Genomic DNA, 18,397 nt, shown 5'->3' on the forward strand with positions numbered 1-18,397 from the left:
TGTTTTTATTTTTACATTTATTTTAAATCTCGGACTTCATAGACGTGCAATTGCTTGTTGGTTTTTCCAACGACAATCCAAATCGATTTATCCAAATCCACATCAATAGCAATAGGGGTATTTCCTATTAGGGGAAAATCCTGTATCAACTCTCCTTTTTCGTTCCAAAGGTATACTTTCTTTTGATAAGAATCCGTAACAGAAACGTAGTTCACGCCTCGAATGCGGAATAATCGTTGACGTTCATATCGTCCATCAGGAATGTCAATTCGCGTGGTTCCTATAGAAATTGTATTTCCTGAAAGAAAAGATGTTGTGTGTTGATTTCCAATTAAATAGTGTTCTCGAACCCATTCGCGATCATTTACGATGGTATTTCCGTTAAGGTCGATGCGTATCAATTCACCTCGTTGAGTTGAAAATAGGAAACGATTATCAAAAAACAACGGAGGGTTGTTTGAAAAATTATATTTTCCCTGAATTGGGATGCGAATTTCTCCATTTCGATGCAAAATATTACATTTTCCATCATCAGACAGATATACTAAAAAATCTTTATCGTTGGCTCGATAGTGTTTTGGTGTGAATAGTGGAGTAGCGTTGGTGGTTTTGCGTAGAAATCCGCTTACTACCTCACCTTTTTTGTCGAGCATATGTAGATTTTTTCCTTCAGCAAAAAGAAAACGATATTCCCTATTTCGGTCGTAGTCAAATACTTCCATTGGGGTGATCTTTCCTTTGTACTTTTTGGGAAATGGGGCTACGTTATTGCCATTTCTGTCCACTACCCAAATGGAATGTTCAGTGGTGAATGCCATCTGTAGGAATCCGTTTTTGAACAAATCAACTTGATAGATGGGGCTTTGGATTTTTCCGTCCAATTGTTTTTTCCATAACAAACTTCCGTTATTACCGATTAAATGAAGGTCGTAGTTCTGATCCTGTACCGCAATTTCTAAACGTTTTGTTCTGTGATTTAGTAAAATCGTTGGTGGGGTAATCATGTTTTCGTCAAAAGAAAATTGAAAACGTTCTTTGATTTTTTCGGAGAGCGATTTTTGAGTTTGTTTTTTGCTAGCGAAATTTAGTATGCAATAGTCATTTTGAGATGTTTGTTGAAAGACCGCCCACCGATAGTTTTCAGCAATTTTTGGGTATTTTTTATTGAATTCACTGTTATCGCGTAGGTTAGCGATATAAGTTAAGTTAGCAGTTGAAGCCGTGTTCTTTTCTAGAACTTCATAGGATTTGTTCGTTGAAAGTGTGTTTTTTCGGTCGATATCCCCCATAACTGCGATGAGCAATTCTTTGGATTTTGAGAATAGCAGATAGTCATCATACACGCTCACAAATCGAGGTTTGAAGTTTGGTTCAAATGATTTGAAGAAATCCAAGGAGGAATCGTCCGTAAGTTCATACATGGCAAAATCACTCTGAGTGACTTCCGTTAAAATAGGAAGTTGCAATAAGGTTTCATCCACATCAAAGGACGATGCGACCACAAATAATCCATCAATAGTACGCACAGAAGCTATGCCATTGAGTTTTTTTTTGAAAGGCACGTGGATTGAATCTCGCAAGACTATGTTTTCGGCTTCTTTGAACGAAAAAGAGGTAGCTTCCAAAATTTGGGCAGGAAACACCTTTGTCAAATCATTTTCGTAAGGAGAGGAACGTATCAGTACATCGTTCTGATAATCGTCTTTAACAATAGCCATTCCGCTGAAACGTATATCGTTTTCTTCCAAAAATAAGTCCAACGCCAGCCAATGGTCAAATTCTTTGGTAATATTTTTCTTAAAAAATGGACTGAAAAACTGGTTAGCCTGTTCATTTTGCATAAAAAGATTTGCACTACATGCCGTTGTAGCGATTCTTTGTAAATCTTCTAAAATGCTTTGACTTTCAGTTTTGTTAGTAGGGTTGGTTTTATCTGTGTTAAAGAAGGAGTGTATTTCAAAAACATTGCTAACAATCAGTCTATTGTCAATTATCGTATAGAACCATTCTTTGCCAAATTGTGATTGTTTTTGAACATGTTGATTTGCATTTTTCCAGATGCTGAGCGTATCGGAAGTTTCTTGTTTAGCGATTGCGAAAAAATTCTTGTAGCCGGTAAAAGCAACCCAAATATTATTGTCAGTAGGGAGGCTTTGTATTAGTTTTGTTTCATAAGTTCGTAATGGTTTAGGATTGTTTTCTTTCCAAAATTCATTGTTTTCGATGGCGCTCAAAAAGTTGTTCTTGTCGTTGATTCGATAGATAACCTGAGTGTTTTCAGGGAATAGAAGCACATCGCCTTTGACAGGTTTTTTACCTCTGCCACAGGCACTGAACCCCAATACAACAACCAATATTGCAAGAAAAATACGCCCCATCACCAACTAATGTATTGCAAAAATAATCTATTTTTTTGATATTTTGTAATTTACATTTTTTTTTCTACTTTTAGCATTGAATTTTTGAAAACTATAAAGCTATGTCAACAAATACGCATATTTCTATCAAAAATTGGTCGGATGATGACAAACCTCGTGAAAAAATGATGGCACAGGGTAAAAATGCACTCAGTGATGCCGAATTGTTGGCTATTTTGATAGGTTCAGGCAGTCGGAATGAAAGTGCTTTGGAATTGAGTAGGCGTATTCTGACATCGGTAAACAATAATTTAACACAATTAGGAAAGTTGACATTGAAGCAGTTGCAACAATTTAAAGGAGTAGGGGAGGCAAAGGCAATTACCATTCTCGCAGCTACAGAATTGGGTAGACGCAGAAGCTCTGAATTACCCGAACCACAGCCAGTCATTAAAGCCTCAAAACATGTTTTTCAGCTTATGCAACCCATTATTGGAGAGTTAGCTCACGAGGAGTTTTGGGGAGTGTTCCTGAATAATGCCAATCGTGTGCTTCACAAAACACAACTTTCAAAAGGAGGAATTACTCAAACGGTGGTAGATGTGCGTCTGTTGTTCAAAGCTGCCATAGAGTGGGGAGCAGTAGCTTTAATTTTGGTACACAATCATCCATCAGGGAATTTAGCACCCAGCCAAGCCGATAGGCATATTACCCAGAAAATAAAAATGGCAGGGGAGAGTTTGGATATTAAATTGTTGGATCACATCATTCTGAACGAAAAAACATATTTCAGCTTCGCTGATGAAGGAGAACTTTGAGAGTTTTGTATTTTTGTGGGAAATATTTTTTTTTTGAATTTCAGTAGGTTGTGAAAAATCAAAAGAAATGATGCTTGTCAATTTTTTTTGCGGATTGCTTTTAAAAGCAAAGTGTCATGAGCCAACAATTTCGCCAAAAATGTGTACCTTTGTCCGATTGAGAGTTTCGGTTAATAAAAGATCAATAAAATGTCAAAAAAAAGACTATTTCTATTAGATGCTTATGCGTTGATTTTCAGAGGATATTACGCATTTATCAAAAATCCACGAGTCAATTCCAAAGGGCTCAACACCTCAGCTATTTTGGGGTTTATGAACTCGTTGTTTGATGTTATAAAAAAAGAGCGTCCAGACCATCTGGCGGTGGCATTCGACAAAGGAGGAAGTGTCGACCGGTTGGAATTATTTACGGACTATAAAGCCAATCGGGATGAAACCCCTGAGGCTATTCGTATAGCAGTGCCTTATATTCAACAGATTTTGAGAGCTTTGCACATTCCCATCATCGAAAAAGAAGGTTATGAAGCCGATGATATTATTGGAACCCTTGCTAAACAAGCCGAAAAACAAGATTATCAGGTGTTTATGGTTACTCCCGATAAAGATTATGCTCAGTTAGTTTCTGAGAATATATTCGTATATCGCCCTGCTCGGATGGGAAATGATGTCGAAATTTGGGGTGTTGACCAAGTAAGAGAAAAATTTGAGGTAGAACGTCCAGATCAGGTGATTGATTTTTTAGGAATGATGGGAGATGCCGTCGATAACATACCAGGATTGCCTGGAGTTGGTGAGAAAACCGCAAAGAAACTTCTTGCTGACTTTGGTAGTATGGAAAACTTACTCGCTAATACCGATAAACTCAAAGGGAAACTGCGTGAAAATATCGAAAAAAATGCAGAAAAAGGACTGCTTTCCAAAAAATTAGCAACCATTATTTTGGATGTTCCAGTTCAATTTGATGAAACCGATTTTGAACTGTCGCAACCCGATATGGAGGCTGTTACCAAAATTTTTGAAGAGCTCGAATTCCGACAACTGCTTCAGAATCTTATCAAAACTTACCAGACCACAGCTTCAGCAACAAAGCAAATCGAAGCTCCGTCTGATTTATTTTCTTCGGAAACAGCCCCTGTAGTTGTGCAAGGTAATTTGTTTGCAACTGAGCATATTTCTGAAAGAAAAAACATACAAAACACACCACATTTTTATCAGTTGGTAGATACTCCAATGGCATGTAAAATTCTTATTCAGAATATATTACAACAGAAAGAAGTCTGTTTTGACACAGAAACCACGAATCTTGATAGCTTGGAAGCTGAATTGGTTGGTATTGCTTTCTCATGGAGTGCAGGAAAGGGTTATTACGTACCTTTCCCTGAGAATCAACAACAAACGAGCAAACAACTCGAAATTTTCCGACCATTCTTTGAAAATGAGCATATTACGAAAGTAGGCCAAAATCTGAAATATGATATCAAAGTATTACACAATTATGGAGTAGAAGTTAAAGGATTGATTTTCGATACTATGATTGCTCATTACCTCATCAATCCAGATATGAGGCACAATATGGATGTGTTGGCGGAAACGTATTTGAACTATACCCCTGTCTCCATAGAAAGTCTTATCGGAAAAAAAGGTAAGAATCAGTTGTCGATGCGTCAAGTGTCGCTTCATGACCAAAAGGAATATGCTGTTGAAGATGCTGACATCACATGGCAACTTAAGGAAGTTTTTGAAGAAAAGTTGAAATCATCGAAGGTTGATGAATTATATTATAATTTGGAAGCTCCTTTAATTCAGGTTCTTACGAAAATGGAACTTGAAGGTATTCGTTTGGATACTGATTTTCTCAAAGAGTTATCAGCAGGATTGGACGACGATATAGCTACTTTAGAAAAAGCCATTGCTACTGAAGCAGGGGAGGAGTTCAATTTGGCATCTCCCAAGCAATTGGGGGATATTCTGTTCGAAAAATTGAAAATTGCTAAAAATCCTAAAAAGACCAAAACAGGGCAATATGCCACTTCCGAAGAGGTACTTTCAGCATTTGCAGATAAACATTTGATTGTTTCTAATATATTAGAATGGAGGCAGTTACAGAAATTAAAGTCTACTTATGTAGATAGTTTACCTAACGAGGTAAATCCCAAAACAGGGCGTGTCCATACAACCTACATGCAAAGCGTTGCAGCTACTGGACGATTGAGTAGTAATAATCCAAATTTACAAAACATCCCAATTCGTACTGAACGAGGACAGCAAGTACGTAAGGCATTTGTACCTCGTGATGAACAACATGTACTACTCGCTGCGGATTATTCGCAAATTGAATTACGGATAATTGCTGCACTAAGTGAAGAGCAAAATATGATTCAAGCATTCTTAAACAAGGAAGATATTCATCGCTCCACCGCAGCTAAAGTGTTTAATGTTCCTATTGAAGCCGTTACACGCGAACAACGTAGCCATGCTAAAACCGTGAATTTTGGGATTATCTATGGAGTTTCTGCCTTTGGACTTAGCAACCAAACGGACCTTTCACGTACCGAAAGTAAGGAACTCATAGAAACTTATTATGCTACATATCCAAATTTACGAGCGTATATCAACAAACAAATATTTTTTGCTCAGCAACATGGTTATGTTGAGACAGTGTTGGGACGAAGACGCTATCTACCAGATATTCATTCACGTAATCAGGTGGTTAGAGGAGCTGCTGAGCGGAACGCCATCAATGCTCCAATTCAAGGAAGTGCCGCCGATATTATTAAAATTGCGATGATTCGTATTCAAAACCGTTTGGAAAAAGAGCAATTTCGAACCAAAATGCTTTTGCAAGTGCATGATGAGTTGGTATTCGATGTTCCCTTAGACGAACTGGAAGCCGTTAAAAGTGCTATCCAATACGAAATGGAAAATGCTTTTTCACTTACTGTTCCTTTGGTAGTCGATTTGGGAGTAGGTAAAAATTGGTTAGAGGCTCATTAATAGTAGCTACATTCAACTCGCATACTTTGTGAGTTGAATGTAGCTAACAAAAAAATCCTTGTAAAAGTGATTTACAAAGATTTTTGCCATATTTTACGAATATAAACCTTTAAGATTTCTCAGTATTGGTTTTTATCGATGGCTTACACTTTCTTAACATATTGTGTAACAATCACAATCTGTTGTCCGTCTACTTTTCCTTCAATATATTGGGCATTTTCTCTATCCAAGGATATTTTTCTAACGATGGTTCCTTGCTTAGCAACCATGCTGGATCCTTTTACTTTCAAATCCTTGATTAACACTACGTTATCTCCAGCTTCAAGTATAGCTCCATTGCTATCACGATGCACAATACGTTCACTTTCGTCCAAATGGTCGTCGGAAGCCTTAGCAAAGGCCAACTCTTCATCGTCTAAATACATCATGTTTAATAAATCTAACGACCATCCTTCTGATTTTAAACGGTTTAGCATTCTCCACGCCATTACCTTTACGGCTCTATGTTCGCTCCACATACTGTCATTCAGGCAACGCCAATGGTTTGTATCCATCATTGCGGGATTTTCAATTTGGTTTTTGCATGTTTCGCATACCAATAAACTGCCATCAACACCCCCTGCTCCAACAGGAGGAACTTCATAAATATGTAAATTTTCGGTTGCTCCACACAACTCACAGCAGTTTCCACTGCGATTTTTTAATTCTTGAAGTAAATTCATATTAAAAACTTTTTATTTGGCTTATTTTTCTAATGTGCAATCTTTTGTTTGAGTTTCCAAGACTTGTGCAAACTTCTCGAAACATCTATTTACTTTGTTGAAAATCAAATCATAAGTAGGCATGTCTTTACTTGTAAAAATAAATGCTAAAGCATATTTTTCATTCGTAAAAGTAGCTAGTTGATGTTTTTGTAATCGATAGCTTTCGCGTATAAGCCGTTTGATGCGATTACGATCTACAGCTTTTTTAAAATTACGTTTCGGAACACTGATAAGTAGCTGAAATTGAGTGTTCTCTCGTCTTTTTTCAATAGGGATGTACAAGAACTTAAGTGGAAAACTTTGAACACTTTTTCCTTCTGAAAATAATTTTTGAATATGCTCTAATTTACAGAGCTTTTCCTCTTTTGAGAAACAAAAATTCATGATTCTATTGATTCGTAAACGAATTGTTTTGACGATTAATATCTATTGTCATTTCTGATGGGTCGATTTCAACGCCGTGAAGTTCTTCAAACGGCATATCTATCTCAAAGGTGTAAGTAGGGGTTGCCCATCCCCATGCAGGGAATACCTTTCTCTCATATTGATATGGATTAGATTTTTCCCCAAATTGCATACGCAACGGAATGTAACAATAGGTTACTTTTTTACTTTTATCAACCACAAATAAATCAACAGGTAGTGGTAATGCTCCAATACGACGCAAGGTAATTTCGGTTTTTTTACCTTTCGCTTTAACGCTTTCTATGGCATAGTCCACCGTGTGAGTAGTGCTGATAAATTCATTTAAAAACCATCCAAGTTGCATACCCGATACTTTTTCAGCAACACGTACAAAGTCGTTAGGATGTGGGCTTTTTAAAGCATATTCTTTGTAAAATTGTTGTAACGTTTTAATAAGGTTTTGTTCTCCAATGATATATCCCAATTGAGTTAAAAATAGCGTTCCTTTGCTATAAGCCATTACTGAATAGGCGAAGTTTCGTTGAAAACGGTCGGCATGTGTAGTAGCTGGTTCTTCCCATCCTGATTTTATCAAACGAAAATATCTTTTGTAAGAACCTTCGAATGGATTTGTTTCATTTTTGGTAGGGTTGATAACTAATGCCATTGCCAAATCTTCAATAAATGATGTAAAGCCCTCATCCATCCATGCATATGATCCCTCATCGGTGTTGATAGCATGTTGAAACCAAGCGTGAGCCAACTCGTGAACGGCAGTGCCTAACAAATCATCGTAATTTGCACCACCAACTAAAAGGGTACACATTGCATATTCCATTCCTCCATCACCTCCTTGAATAAAAGAGTAGCGTTCCCATGGATATTTACCAACAAGGTTATTGAAAAGTTCAAAGGTTTCTACCAGTTTAGGTTGTATTTTTTTCCAATTTTCAACTTCGGTTTTGTATAAGAAATGAAATGTCTTTCCGTCGTTTAATGTAATTTTATCGTGTTTAAACTGAGGGTCGGCAGCCCAAGTGAAATCGTGTACGTTGGAAGCTACAAAATGCCACGTTTTGGTTCTTCCTTTAGTTTTTGGTAAAATGACTCCTTGTTTTTCATAACCAAAACCAATTTCATCGGCATTTATCAAAGTACCACTCCCTCCAAGTACATAATTTTTATCAATGGTAATTTTCACATCAAAATCACCAAAAACTCCATAAAATTCGCGACCGATATATTCTGTTGGATGCCAACCACGATAGTCATATGCCACTATTTTTGGATACCATTGAGCCATTGATAAGGCTACTCCATCAGGATTATTACGCCCCGTACGACGAACCATAACAGGAACTTGAGCGTCAAATTCCATTGTAAAAACTCCTTTTGATTTGGGCGGAATTGGCTTGTTGAGTTTTACTTTCAAAATTGTGCCTTCTGTAGTATGCTTCACAGCAATACCATCTTGTTTTAACGATTTTACATTAATATACCCTATTTCGTTAGGTTTCAATTTAGCGATACGACTCTCGTAGACAGGATTTTCCGCAGTTCCCAAGTTCTTAACCATCCTACGGTCAGGGTCAGCAATTGACTGTAAACGAAAATCCATTTCGCTATTAGGCTGAAAAGCATTCAAATAGAGATGATAAAAAACTACTTGCAAGGTGTCAGGAGAATTATTGAAATACGTGAGTTTTTGTTTTCCTTTATATTGAAAGTTTTTTGCATCAACATCAATTTCCATTTCATAATGGACTTTTTGTTGCCAATAAGTTGTATTTTGGGCATTTAAGTATGCAAAAAAGAATGGAAGTAAGGCAATAAGACCGTATTTCTTCATAGTATTATTAATTTTGAAATTAAACGTAAAAGCACAAAGATATAACTTCTGTACAAATAGGCAAAATCAATTTTTAGAATTAGAGGAGAAAAACAATCTCAAAAAATTACACTTGCTAATGGAATTTAAGATATAACCATACTATCAACAAGTTAAAATTCTGATTGGTTTTGGAGTTCTATAACAGACAATTATTTTTCACTTGGGGAAATACCCCAAAATCGTTTGAAAGCATTTGAAAAATTAGCCGTGTTGGAATAGCCCAACTGGTATGCTATTTCTTTGATTGTAAGTTCTTTTTGTTCGAGATACATTTTAGCTTTGTGCATTCTGTATTGTTGGAAATATTCAAATATAGTGCAACCGAAATAGCGTTTAAAGAATATTTTTAGCTTGTTGTCATTCATACCCACTAATCTTGATAATTCTATGATGGTGAGCGGTTTTTCAATATTTTGCTCCATTAAATTTTTGACTTGCAAAAGCAACTTTTGATCTTTTAAGCTGATACTATTGGGGTCAAAACTCCGCTCGGATTCGGATAATATACTTAGAAAAATTTCTTGAACTTTTATATTCAGATATTCTTTTTTCAAAAAATCTGGCAAATTGCACTGCTTGATACCTCTAATAGGTTCATAAACTGTGTGAGAAATTGGTAAATATTCATCGAAAAGCATTGCAGGTTCTTGATTTTCAATTCGTTTAATAAACTTATCTATGATAGCATTATTCCCATAATATTCAAATATTCTATGAAGAGGCATATGCACATCAAAGGTCTTGTATTCTTGCTGAGCTTGAAACGAAACACGGCTTTTTTCTCCATTGATATACAGTAAATTACAATGCAATTTTTTTGCTATTTTTCGCTGGGAAGGATTGATATAAAAAGGTATATCATTTTCGCCTATATTGATTTGTATTTCCAAACTGGGAACAGAAGACTCACCATCCAAATGTATCGTTTTTTCTCCTGAAAAAATTTGATTTTGAAATAAAGTAAAGTTTTCAGTATTGATTTGAGTATGATGAAAATACCCTCCGCTACCAATAGAAAAATAAGTAGCTGGATATTCCGTAAGTAATTCTAAAATATTGTATTCGTTTAATTTATATTCCATAATTCCCAAATTCACAACCGAAAATTCGTATCTCACAACCCAAGAAGCATTTTTCGTCTTACTTTTGCGACAAATATAATTAGTTTTATTTAGATAAAATAAATATAATGAGGTTTTTAAAAGTTATATTTTTTACGCTGTTTCCTTTTATGAGCGTTTTTGCTTGTCCTGTGAGTATCAATGTATATGACTTCTCACTGAACTACCCTTTGAAAGAACTTCATTTACGCCTCGTAGAGCAAAAATTCGTTCCGAATGATAAAGGCATCGTTTATTTTGAAAATATAACATCTGGACGATACAATATTGAAATTTGGCACAACAACAAGCCTATACATAGCCAAACAATTACCGTAGATTGTTCTTTGCCCAATAACGAAATTCGTATATCAATGTATAGTTATGAGCTGAGTGAAGTTATCATTGAAGCCAAAACGCAAAAACAAAAGCTGAAAGAAAGCCCGTTCAGTGTGCAAGTAATTGATTTAAAAAACGCCCAACATAGAGCCGAGAATATAGGAACCATTCTTAACCAAACGGCAGGAATAAAATTAAGAACCGATGGCAGTGTAGGAGCTTTGTCGCAAATCAATCTGGGAGGTATGCAAGGGAAAGCGGTTAGAATTTTTAAAGATGGAATGCCAATAGAACTCTACGGTCATAGCTTTGACCCATCGATGATTGCTCCTGAACTTTTAGAGCAAGTAAATATCTATAAAGGAACATTACCCATTGAATTATCGGCAGATGCCTTGGGAGGAGGAATAAATTTTCTGACAAAAATCCCTAAAAAAAATCTGTTGCATATTACGGCTACGGCAGGGTCTTTTGGTACTTATAAAACTACGCTGAATGGTTTTCTAAAATTAAATAAATCAGGAGATTACTATCTTGGTATGCAAAGCAGTTTGGTTACTTCTGAGAATAATTTTACCATCACAGCTCCATTGTATGATTCCAATACTTCTACAATCAAAAATATAGAAGTACCAAGATTTCACGATGCTACTGAAAATATGTACGGAGAGTGGTATGCTGGGGTTAGAAATAAAAAATGGGCAGAAAAACTAAAAGTAGGCGTGCTATTTTCTTCTCTATATAAAGAAATACAACATAGTGCCGATATGTCAAAAGTATTTGGAGAGCCATACGCTAAGGAAAAAAATATAACTCAATATCTTCAATACCAAAATGCTTTTTTAAACCAAAGATTAAAACTGAATATCAATACGGTTTATAGTATTTTTAATAATCAGTTGATAGATATAAGCAAAAAACGATATGATTGGTTAGGGAATGTATCGGCTGAAACGAACGAACAAGGAGAAATCAATAGAGGAAATGAACAGCATCTGAAATTTAATTTGTTTCATTGGAGAGTAAATACAAGCTATAAACTCACCGATTCACACCAAATAGAATTAGGAAACACTTGGCATCAACAAAAACGAATAGGAAGCGACCCATTAGGAGCTATTTCACCCATTACAAACTCTGATGTATTGGCGTTTCCTGCACATTACAGACGAAACATCGCCGCTATTGGGCTTTCTTCCTTTTGGTGGAATAAAAAGATAGAAACCGTATTCGCACTAAAACATTACCAATATTCCGCAAAAGGTTTTAGTACAGATAATTACGGATTTTCTTGGCAAGCCAATCATCAAGGCAAAAATATAGGCTACACCGCAGGAATAAGCGTAAAAGAAAATCGATTTTTATTAAAAACGACTTACGAAAACGCCACTCGATTGCCTGATGAATATGAACTCTATGGCGATGCCGTCCTGATAAAGGAGAATTTAGAACTAAAACCTGAAAGCAGCCACAACTTCAATTTTATAGTTGATTTCACATCAAAAAACTATCAATGGAATAGTAATTTCAATATATTTTATAGGAAAGTATCCGATATTATCTTCTTGCAGCTAGATATTCCATTCAATCGATATATCAATTATCACAATACGAGAATATTAGGAGGAGAATACGAACTGACTTACCGACCGTCTCGCCGATGGGAAACAGCTGTGAATATTACTTACCAAGACATTCGTTCGGTCAATGTTGAAAAGACAATGAAATTTTTAGAAGGTGCACGCGTACCCAATATTCCGTATTTCTTTGGAAACCACTATACAAGATTTCATTTTTTTGATATTTTTAAAAAAGAAGACAAACTAAGTTTTCATTATCATATCAATTATGTGCATCGCTTTTTTTTAAAGGCAATGAGCAGAAAAGTAGAGCCGCCCTTGTTTGGCAAACTCCAAAAAGTAGCTACGGAGTTACTTATTCCCAACGATAATAGATTAGGTATGGCAAGTGTTGATGCAGGAATTAGCTATTTCTTCCATCGTCCTCAAGTAAGTTTGAGCCTTAATGTGTATAACTTGACCAATGAAAAGCTGTATGATAATTTTAGGGTTCAAAAGCCTGGGAGAGCTTTCTATTTCAAAATAGCGTATCATTTTAATTAAAATTAAATTCTAAATATATAGTAATTATGACAAATCAAAAATTTTTAAAACTGTTTTTCGTTGCACTATTAAGTATTGTTTTTGTGCAATGTAATCGTAATGATGAGGATTCCCCTACTCCTTCTACGGGAGAAAGTAAGGACACTTGGGTAATCTACAACGGTCAAGCAGACTGGTCGGGAGGTATCTATACCTTTCAGGGAAAACCCAATGGGGAAGTATCCCTTGACGGAAAACCATTTCATCAGTTAGCCTATTCGGCAGGTGGTCGTACCTTTGGCAATCATCTTTATCGTTTGGATGCCTATGTAAATAAAGGACTTTCTAAATTAAGATTAGAAGATAACGCTACCATTTCCGATGCGGGCTTGCTTTCTACGGTAAATAACACCTATGAAACAAATTATCTTGTTGTGAGTGATTCCGAAGGCTATTATTGGGACTTATCTCGTGGGGGATTAAAAATTCAAACCTTTAATCCTGCTACGATGCAACGCACAGGCGAAATTGATTTATCTTCTCTGTCGGAAGGAGAACCTTATGAAGCTGTGGGGCAACTCATTTTAGCGAAAAGAGACAACAAACTCTATATGGATGTGCAAATCGGAGAACGACAAGCTGGCTTATGGCAAGTAGTGCCTAAGAGAAAAGAAGTGGCAATCGCGGTTTATAATCTTTCCACTCATCAACTGGAAGGCGTAACCACATTTCAAGGGACAACACATCTATCACTTTTTTCAGACCACCCACTATGGAGCATAGATGCCGTAACGGGAGATTTGTATATGGTAGCCGTTGGCGATATGAAAAATCAATCGCAAATGTATTCGTCTAAAATACTAAGAATTAAGAAAGGTGAAAATCAATTTGATACTACTTTTGTTTTAGATATCAATGATTATCAATTTCCGGCAGAATTTAACCGTATTTTTGCCCATAACGGCAAGGTATATACCACCATTCCATCAAGAGCGGTTTCTTATTACGGCGGAGGACAACACGGGATAAAATACCGAGCAGATGTTTGGCAATGGACAGAAATAGACGCTCAAACCAAGCGGAAGAAAGCATTAGACATACCTGTGGATAATTATACTTGCTATCAAAATCCTTTCTTATATAAAGACAAAATATTCTTTATTTCTAATAATGTAACAGATGGATTTTCAGGTCTTTCTTCTTACGACCCTACCAATGGAAAAACTAAAGTAGAGTTTCAACTCAAAGAAAGTGGAAGACTAATGGGCGTGAATGTAATACAGAAATAACGATTTTCTAAAATCCGAGTTATTCACCTAATTCGGATTTTTTTAAATTTAACTATGACAGATATGAAAAAAATAAAATGGGTTGCGACGGTATTGGGCTATTTGTTTCGTGCTTTTTTAGCCTATACATTTATTCCTCACGGTTGGGAAAAACTAACCATGCGAATCAATCCGCAAGAGTATATTGATTTTGGTTTGGGCGGTGATTTTCTGGATTTTTATCTCATTTGGGAAAACACAGGTTTTATATACCTCATTGGTTTCGCACAGTTGGTCGGCGGATTATTACTAATCCCTCGTTGTACCTATCTGTTTGGGGGGATTTGGTTACTGCCTATGTGTATCGGTATGGTGGGTTGCCATTGGTATATTAGCCATGCTACGGATTTTTTATGGTTCGATATAATAATTTTAGTGATGAATTTGTATCTCATCGCCATACATTTGCCCGAACTCTCAAAAGTATTGTTCAAAAAGCGAGGAAGTTGGATATAATTAACTAATAATATGAAACCTTCTTATCAGTTATTACTCAATCTTGTAATGCGTGAATATTTGAATTGGTATTATTTTGAGATACCACCTCGCTACGATCGTAATTTACTATTGTATATGCAGTCGTGCGACGACGAACATTTTGTACGTTTCGATCTGACGAACATAGGGCAAATAGTTTATGTACCTTTAAAATACCGTTCACTCACCGGAATGCACTTATTTAGTTCAAATATGGCAGTTCGTAAAGAAAAAACACAAGAGTTGTCGTCTATCAGTTATGAAGATGCTATCCTACTAATTGTGCAAAATATTAGTCCTGAATATACAAAAGAACGATTGAAGTCAGATACTCAGCATATCATTTACAACTATATGCAAAAGCAAATGAGTAGCTTAGAATCTATCGTTCCGTCTGCAAAGATAAAAAAAAGGGAGGTAAATTTGTCAAACTCATATATCCCCGTACAGAATCTTTTTAATGAGTACGGTAATGCAGAAAACTTTAAGGATTTTCAATCTCTGCTAAATGTGTATATTGAGAAATCAGATTTATCACAAGAGGAAAGTATAATTGAATGGGTGAAAACTTATTGTTCAGTTGTATCTGAGAAATCATTACAATTATTTTCAAATGAAGATACGGCAGTATCTTCATCATTACATAATACTGCGATGTCTTTTACTCAGCAAAATATGCCTAAGGATATTGTTTTGATGAAAGGAATTCCTTATGTAAATAGGTATTTTAAAGAAAGTGATTTTAATGAGGAGAAAATCAAAAATTTTCGAACGGAGTGAACTGTTAATTTAGTAATTTTTACATCCGTATATATATATAGCCTTTGTGATAATCTTTTGGGGAGCGGAATTGTACGCGTCAAATCTACAGGAGACTTAAGAGCGCACCTTTATTCCACTCTAAAAATTGGGTATCGCAGGTGTGATTTCTCGTAATGAGGTGTTTGTCGGTAAATCCAATTTAGTTGTTCGTAGCTATTTTTAGCGAAACTCGGGTCGTTTTTTTTGAGTAATTCCAATGAGTCTCGAAGTTGTGGATGTTCTTCTAAAAAAGCTAAGGCGGTTTTTTCAAATAAATAGGGTGAAAAATGTTCTTTCTGCTGTAAAATGGCATCAAAGAAGTTCCAATTGAAAAATGAATCAGGAGCTTCTGGCTCTAAAACTTCTAACAGATAACGTTTCGCTGGTTGGTCTAAGTGTATAATCCAATCACCTTTTGATAGTTGTATTTCTGTTTTGTGTTTTGAAACTTCCGTATCGAAATGGAGATAATGCCCTTCAAAAGGAGTATCTACAGTTTTATAATTTTCAATGCGGTAATAAACAACCGACATGAGTGTGTCTCTATTTATTTCATTCATACTTACTTTGTTAGCCCTGAGCCGATCAATGATATTTGTCCATGCTTTAGGAACAACGTACGCTTGTGGTACCTCCACCTGTTTGGTAGGTACATAGTGGTTATAGTACGGAATTTCTTTCACATAGGGCTGATTCCGATCATAGTGCAAACGTGGTAGTCCTGTAACTTCACTGATGAGAGTATCCGCTTTATAACCGTAGAATGTTATGGACGACACTTGTGAACTATCTAATTGCCATTGAATGGGATACGATTTTTCTGTAAGGGCTATTTCTCTTTGTTTAGTACGTAGCTGTTTGATGTTTTTTGAATCATTTTCAAGTAATTCCAATAGAGCCTTCATCATCTCATAATTCGCTTCGACACGCTGTTTGTAAGGTTTCAGCATGTGGGTTTCGATTAGTATACTCATAGTACCCCATAGGCTTGTGTATCCTGTGGAATAACGAGGTGTGTCGAGCATTTCTCTGTATCCATTATCAGGGGTTGTATTCCAAACAGTTACGTAAGGAGCCAAGTGTAGAAAAGGATTTTCAATAGAATCATTCTTCACACTATTCTGATGTGTGATTAACTTTTCGGATAGATTCGGAATTAGGGTATCTTGCATATATCCACCTAGAAAAGAGCCTAATTTTTTTGGCTGAGAGATGGCATAGGTAAGTACATGTTGGTAGTCCGCACCATTAGTAACGTGGTTATCAATGAAAACATCAGGTTGTATCAAATGGAATATTTTTGCAAAAGAAAGAGCGTTTTCAGAATCTGATTTCACAAAATCACGATTTAAATCCAAGTTTTTAGCGTTACCTCGAAATCCATATTCCTTAGGGCCATTCTGATTCACACGGGTTGTTGAATTTCGGTTCAAAGCTCCACCTATGTTGTAGACAGGAATAGCAACTACAACCACATGTTCAGGTGTTTTTATCTGTTTTTCAGCCAAATTGCGAAACAATAGCATTGTAGCATCAATACCATCGGTTTCTCCTGGATGTATCCCATTGTTTATCAGGATAATAACTTTATCTTTTTGAAGTTTAGTAAAATTAAACTCAGCATCTGTGCTGTAAGTAACGATGTGTAGAGGTAGTCCTGCATCGGTTAGCCCCATTGTTTTTAGATTGATGGAGCTATATTTTGCAGATAGGTTTTTGTAAAAATCGATTACTTCCTCATAGGTTGCACTCTCCTCTCCATTGGAAGTTTCAAAACGAGTAACAAAGCTTTGTGTTTCGGAAAAAAAAGGAGGCTCACAGCCTACCAGTGTCCATCCGATAAGTGCAATTAAGATATATATGTTGTTTTTCATTTTTAAATATATTACAAAGTTAAATTGATTTCCGATAAGCTTTCCACCAACGTTCAGGAATAACGCCTTGTGTTGCATCAAGATATTCTTTATGATTACACGGAATCAATCCCAGTGGAAGATGAGGCTTGCGTTCTGAAAAACTTTCGCTTCCTGCTTTCATCCACCAACGACCTGTAGCTACGCTTTTAAAAAATTCAATTTGTATGTCGTCAACTGGGACAATGTATTTGATATAGTTATTGTCATTCACCAAAGGTAACTCCTTGACTCTGAAGTTAAACCCTTCGCAAAAATACCAAAACATTTGTCCTGTCAATTGGGCAGCAAGTCCCGTATCGGGGATGTCGAATATACCATAGACTTGAACATTACTACTGATACCTGCGTATCGAGAAATAGCACAGATCTCACGATTGGAAAAACCATTCACGAATCCATCAGTGTTTTCAATATCTCGTGCTTGTATAGCGTTCATCGTAATGCTTACAATGTCAGCATCGCGCATGGTAGGTTCAATCATCGGTAGGTCGTTGACAATGATTCCCAAACGATAGGTATCGAAACACATTTTTTCGAGTAAATCTAATTCTTCTTGGGCTACATAGTACGATTGGTAACCTAAATTTGTAAAATCAAATAGATTAATAGGTTCTTCGGATAGAATTCTACTCAAATAAGATGTTTCCGAAAACAATTCATATTTATCCCCAAAGTCAAACGTAGGATTTACAGTTACCAAATTGACCATTTGCTCTAAAGTGTCAAAACTTCGATAAATAGGATAGGTCAAATCCCGTTTTCCTCCAATAACAACAGGGGTAATATTTTGTTTTATGAGAGAATTTACCAGCTCTCTAACTGCAAAATAAGTGTCGCTAGTGGAGTGACCTTCGTACAAAATTCCCAAATCGGCAATCGGAAAATTCCAATTACCTCTATAAAGAGCATACAAACTCTTGCGAACTTCATGCAAAGTTCGTTCAGCGGTTTCTACACTAAAGAAAGCCACTTTAATTTCATCTAAATCAGGAACACCCAATTCGAAGGTGTGTTTTCTTATTTGCGAACCTAATTGCTGTGGTTTGTAAGTTTTTGAAGCTAAGGTGCTATCGATGGGTTGTAGGTATAATAACGACATTTTTTT

Annotated in this window: 13 protein-coding genes; 6 read left to right on the forward strand and 7 right to left on the reverse strand. The window is 36.1% G+C overall.

The genetic code is table 11. The features are described 5' to 3' along the window. Positions 1-17: 17 nt before the first annotated feature. Positions 18-2,378, reverse strand: coding sequence for a hypothetical protein (locus CGC52_RS07750; protein ID WP_095894008.1), 2,361 nt, complete (start codon positions 2,376-2,378; stop codon positions 18-20). 119 nt (positions 2,379-2,497) lie between these two features. On the opposite strand from CGC52_RS07750, the gene radC reads away from it, so the two are divergent. Both radC and polA read left to right on the forward strand, forming a co-directional pair. Then, the gene (gene radC / locus CGC52_RS07755; protein ID WP_042344248.1) at positions 2,498-3,175 is read left to right on the forward strand and encodes a DNA repair protein RadC; all 678 of its coding nucleotides are present in this window, start codon (positions 2,498-2,500) and stop codon (positions 3,173-3,175) included. Positions 3,176-3,364: 189 nt separating this feature from the next. Beyond that, entirely contained in the window at positions 3,365-6,169 is a 2,805-nt protein-coding gene (gene polA, locus CGC52_RS07760) for a DNA polymerase I (protein WP_095894009.1), read from the forward strand. A gap of 143 nt (positions 6,170-6,312) precedes the next feature. On the opposite strand, the gene CGC52_RS07765 is transcribed toward polA, so the two are convergent. From CGC52_RS07765 to CGC52_RS07780, 4 genes are all read right to left on the reverse strand, one after another. Continuing rightward, the gene (locus CGC52_RS07765; RefSeq protein ID WP_042006107.1) at positions 6,313-6,891 is read right to left on the reverse strand and encodes an alkylphosphonate utilization protein; all 579 of its coding nucleotides are present in this window, start codon (positions 6,889-6,891) and stop codon (positions 6,313-6,315) included. Between the two features lie 21 nt (positions 6,892-6,912). Further along, positions 6,913-7,317 carry a ribonuclease P protein component gene (gene rnpA / locus CGC52_RS07770; protein WP_042006106.1) on the reverse strand — a complete coding sequence of 135 codons (405 nt, stop codon included), beginning with the start codon at positions 7,315-7,317 and terminating at the stop codon, positions 6,913-6,915. 4 nt (positions 7,318-7,321) lie between these two features. Continuing rightward, positions 7,322-9,187: a M1 family metallopeptidase gene (locus CGC52_RS07775; protein WP_095894010.1), complete on the reverse strand. Its 1,866-nt coding sequence runs from the start codon at positions 9,185-9,187 to the stop codon at positions 7,322-7,324. 191 nt (positions 9,188-9,378) lie between these two features. Then, positions 9,379-10,347, reverse strand: coding sequence for an AraC family transcriptional regulator (locus CGC52_RS07780; protein WP_095894011.1), 969 nt, complete (start codon positions 10,345-10,347; stop codon positions 9,379-9,381). Between the two features lie 71 nt (positions 10,348-10,418). Between CGC52_RS07780 and CGC52_RS07785 the strand changes: the two genes are divergently transcribed. The 4 genes from CGC52_RS07785 to CGC52_RS07800 all read left to right on the forward strand — a co-directional run bounded on the left by CGC52_RS07785 (position 10,419) and on the right by CGC52_RS07800 (position 15,355). Continuing rightward, complete coding sequence (locus tag CGC52_RS07785; RefSeq protein ID WP_095894012.1) at positions 10,419-12,791, forward strand: TonB-dependent receptor; 2,373 nt, start codon at positions 10,419-10,421, stop codon at positions 12,789-12,791. Positions 12,792-12,817: 26 nt separating this feature from the next. After that, a complete protein-coding gene (locus CGC52_RS07790; RefSeq protein ID WP_095894013.1) occupies positions 12,818-14,059 on the forward strand; it encodes a hypothetical protein in 1,242 nt (413 codons plus the stop codon). Between the two features lie 63 nt (positions 14,060-14,122). Beyond that, positions 14,123-14,554 (forward strand): DoxX family membrane protein, encoded by a 432-nt coding sequence (locus tag CGC52_RS07795; protein WP_157909020.1) that lies wholly within the window; start codon positions 14,123-14,125, stop codon positions 14,552-14,554. Positions 14,555-14,566: 12 nt separating this feature from the next. Next, positions 14,567-15,355, forward strand: a complete 789-nt coding sequence (locus CGC52_RS07800; protein WP_095894015.1) for a hypothetical protein — start codon at positions 14,567-14,569, stop codon at positions 15,353-15,355. 110 nt (positions 15,356-15,465) lie between these two features. Here CGC52_RS07800 and CGC52_RS07805 read toward each other — a convergent pair whose 3' ends face one another. Together CGC52_RS07805 and CGC52_RS07810 are read right to left on the reverse strand one after the other, a co-directional pair. Beyond that, complete coding sequence (locus CGC52_RS07805) at positions 15,466-17,250, reverse strand: M14 family metallopeptidase (RefSeq protein ID WP_095894016.1); 1,785 nt, start codon at positions 17,248-17,250, stop codon at positions 15,466-15,468. A 19-nt stretch (positions 17,251-17,269) separates the two neighbouring features. Then, positions 17,270-18,391, reverse strand: a complete 1,122-nt coding sequence (locus tag CGC52_RS07810) for a formimidoylglutamase (RefSeq protein ID WP_042006101.1) — start codon at positions 18,389-18,391, stop codon at positions 17,270-17,272. Positions 18,392-18,397 lie beyond the last annotated feature (6 nt).

The organism is Capnocytophaga sp. H2931 (genome assembly GCF_002302535.1).
In the GTDB taxonomy this organism is placed as follows: domain Bacteria; phylum Bacteroidota; class Bacteroidia; order Flavobacteriales; family Flavobacteriaceae; genus Capnocytophaga; species Capnocytophaga canis.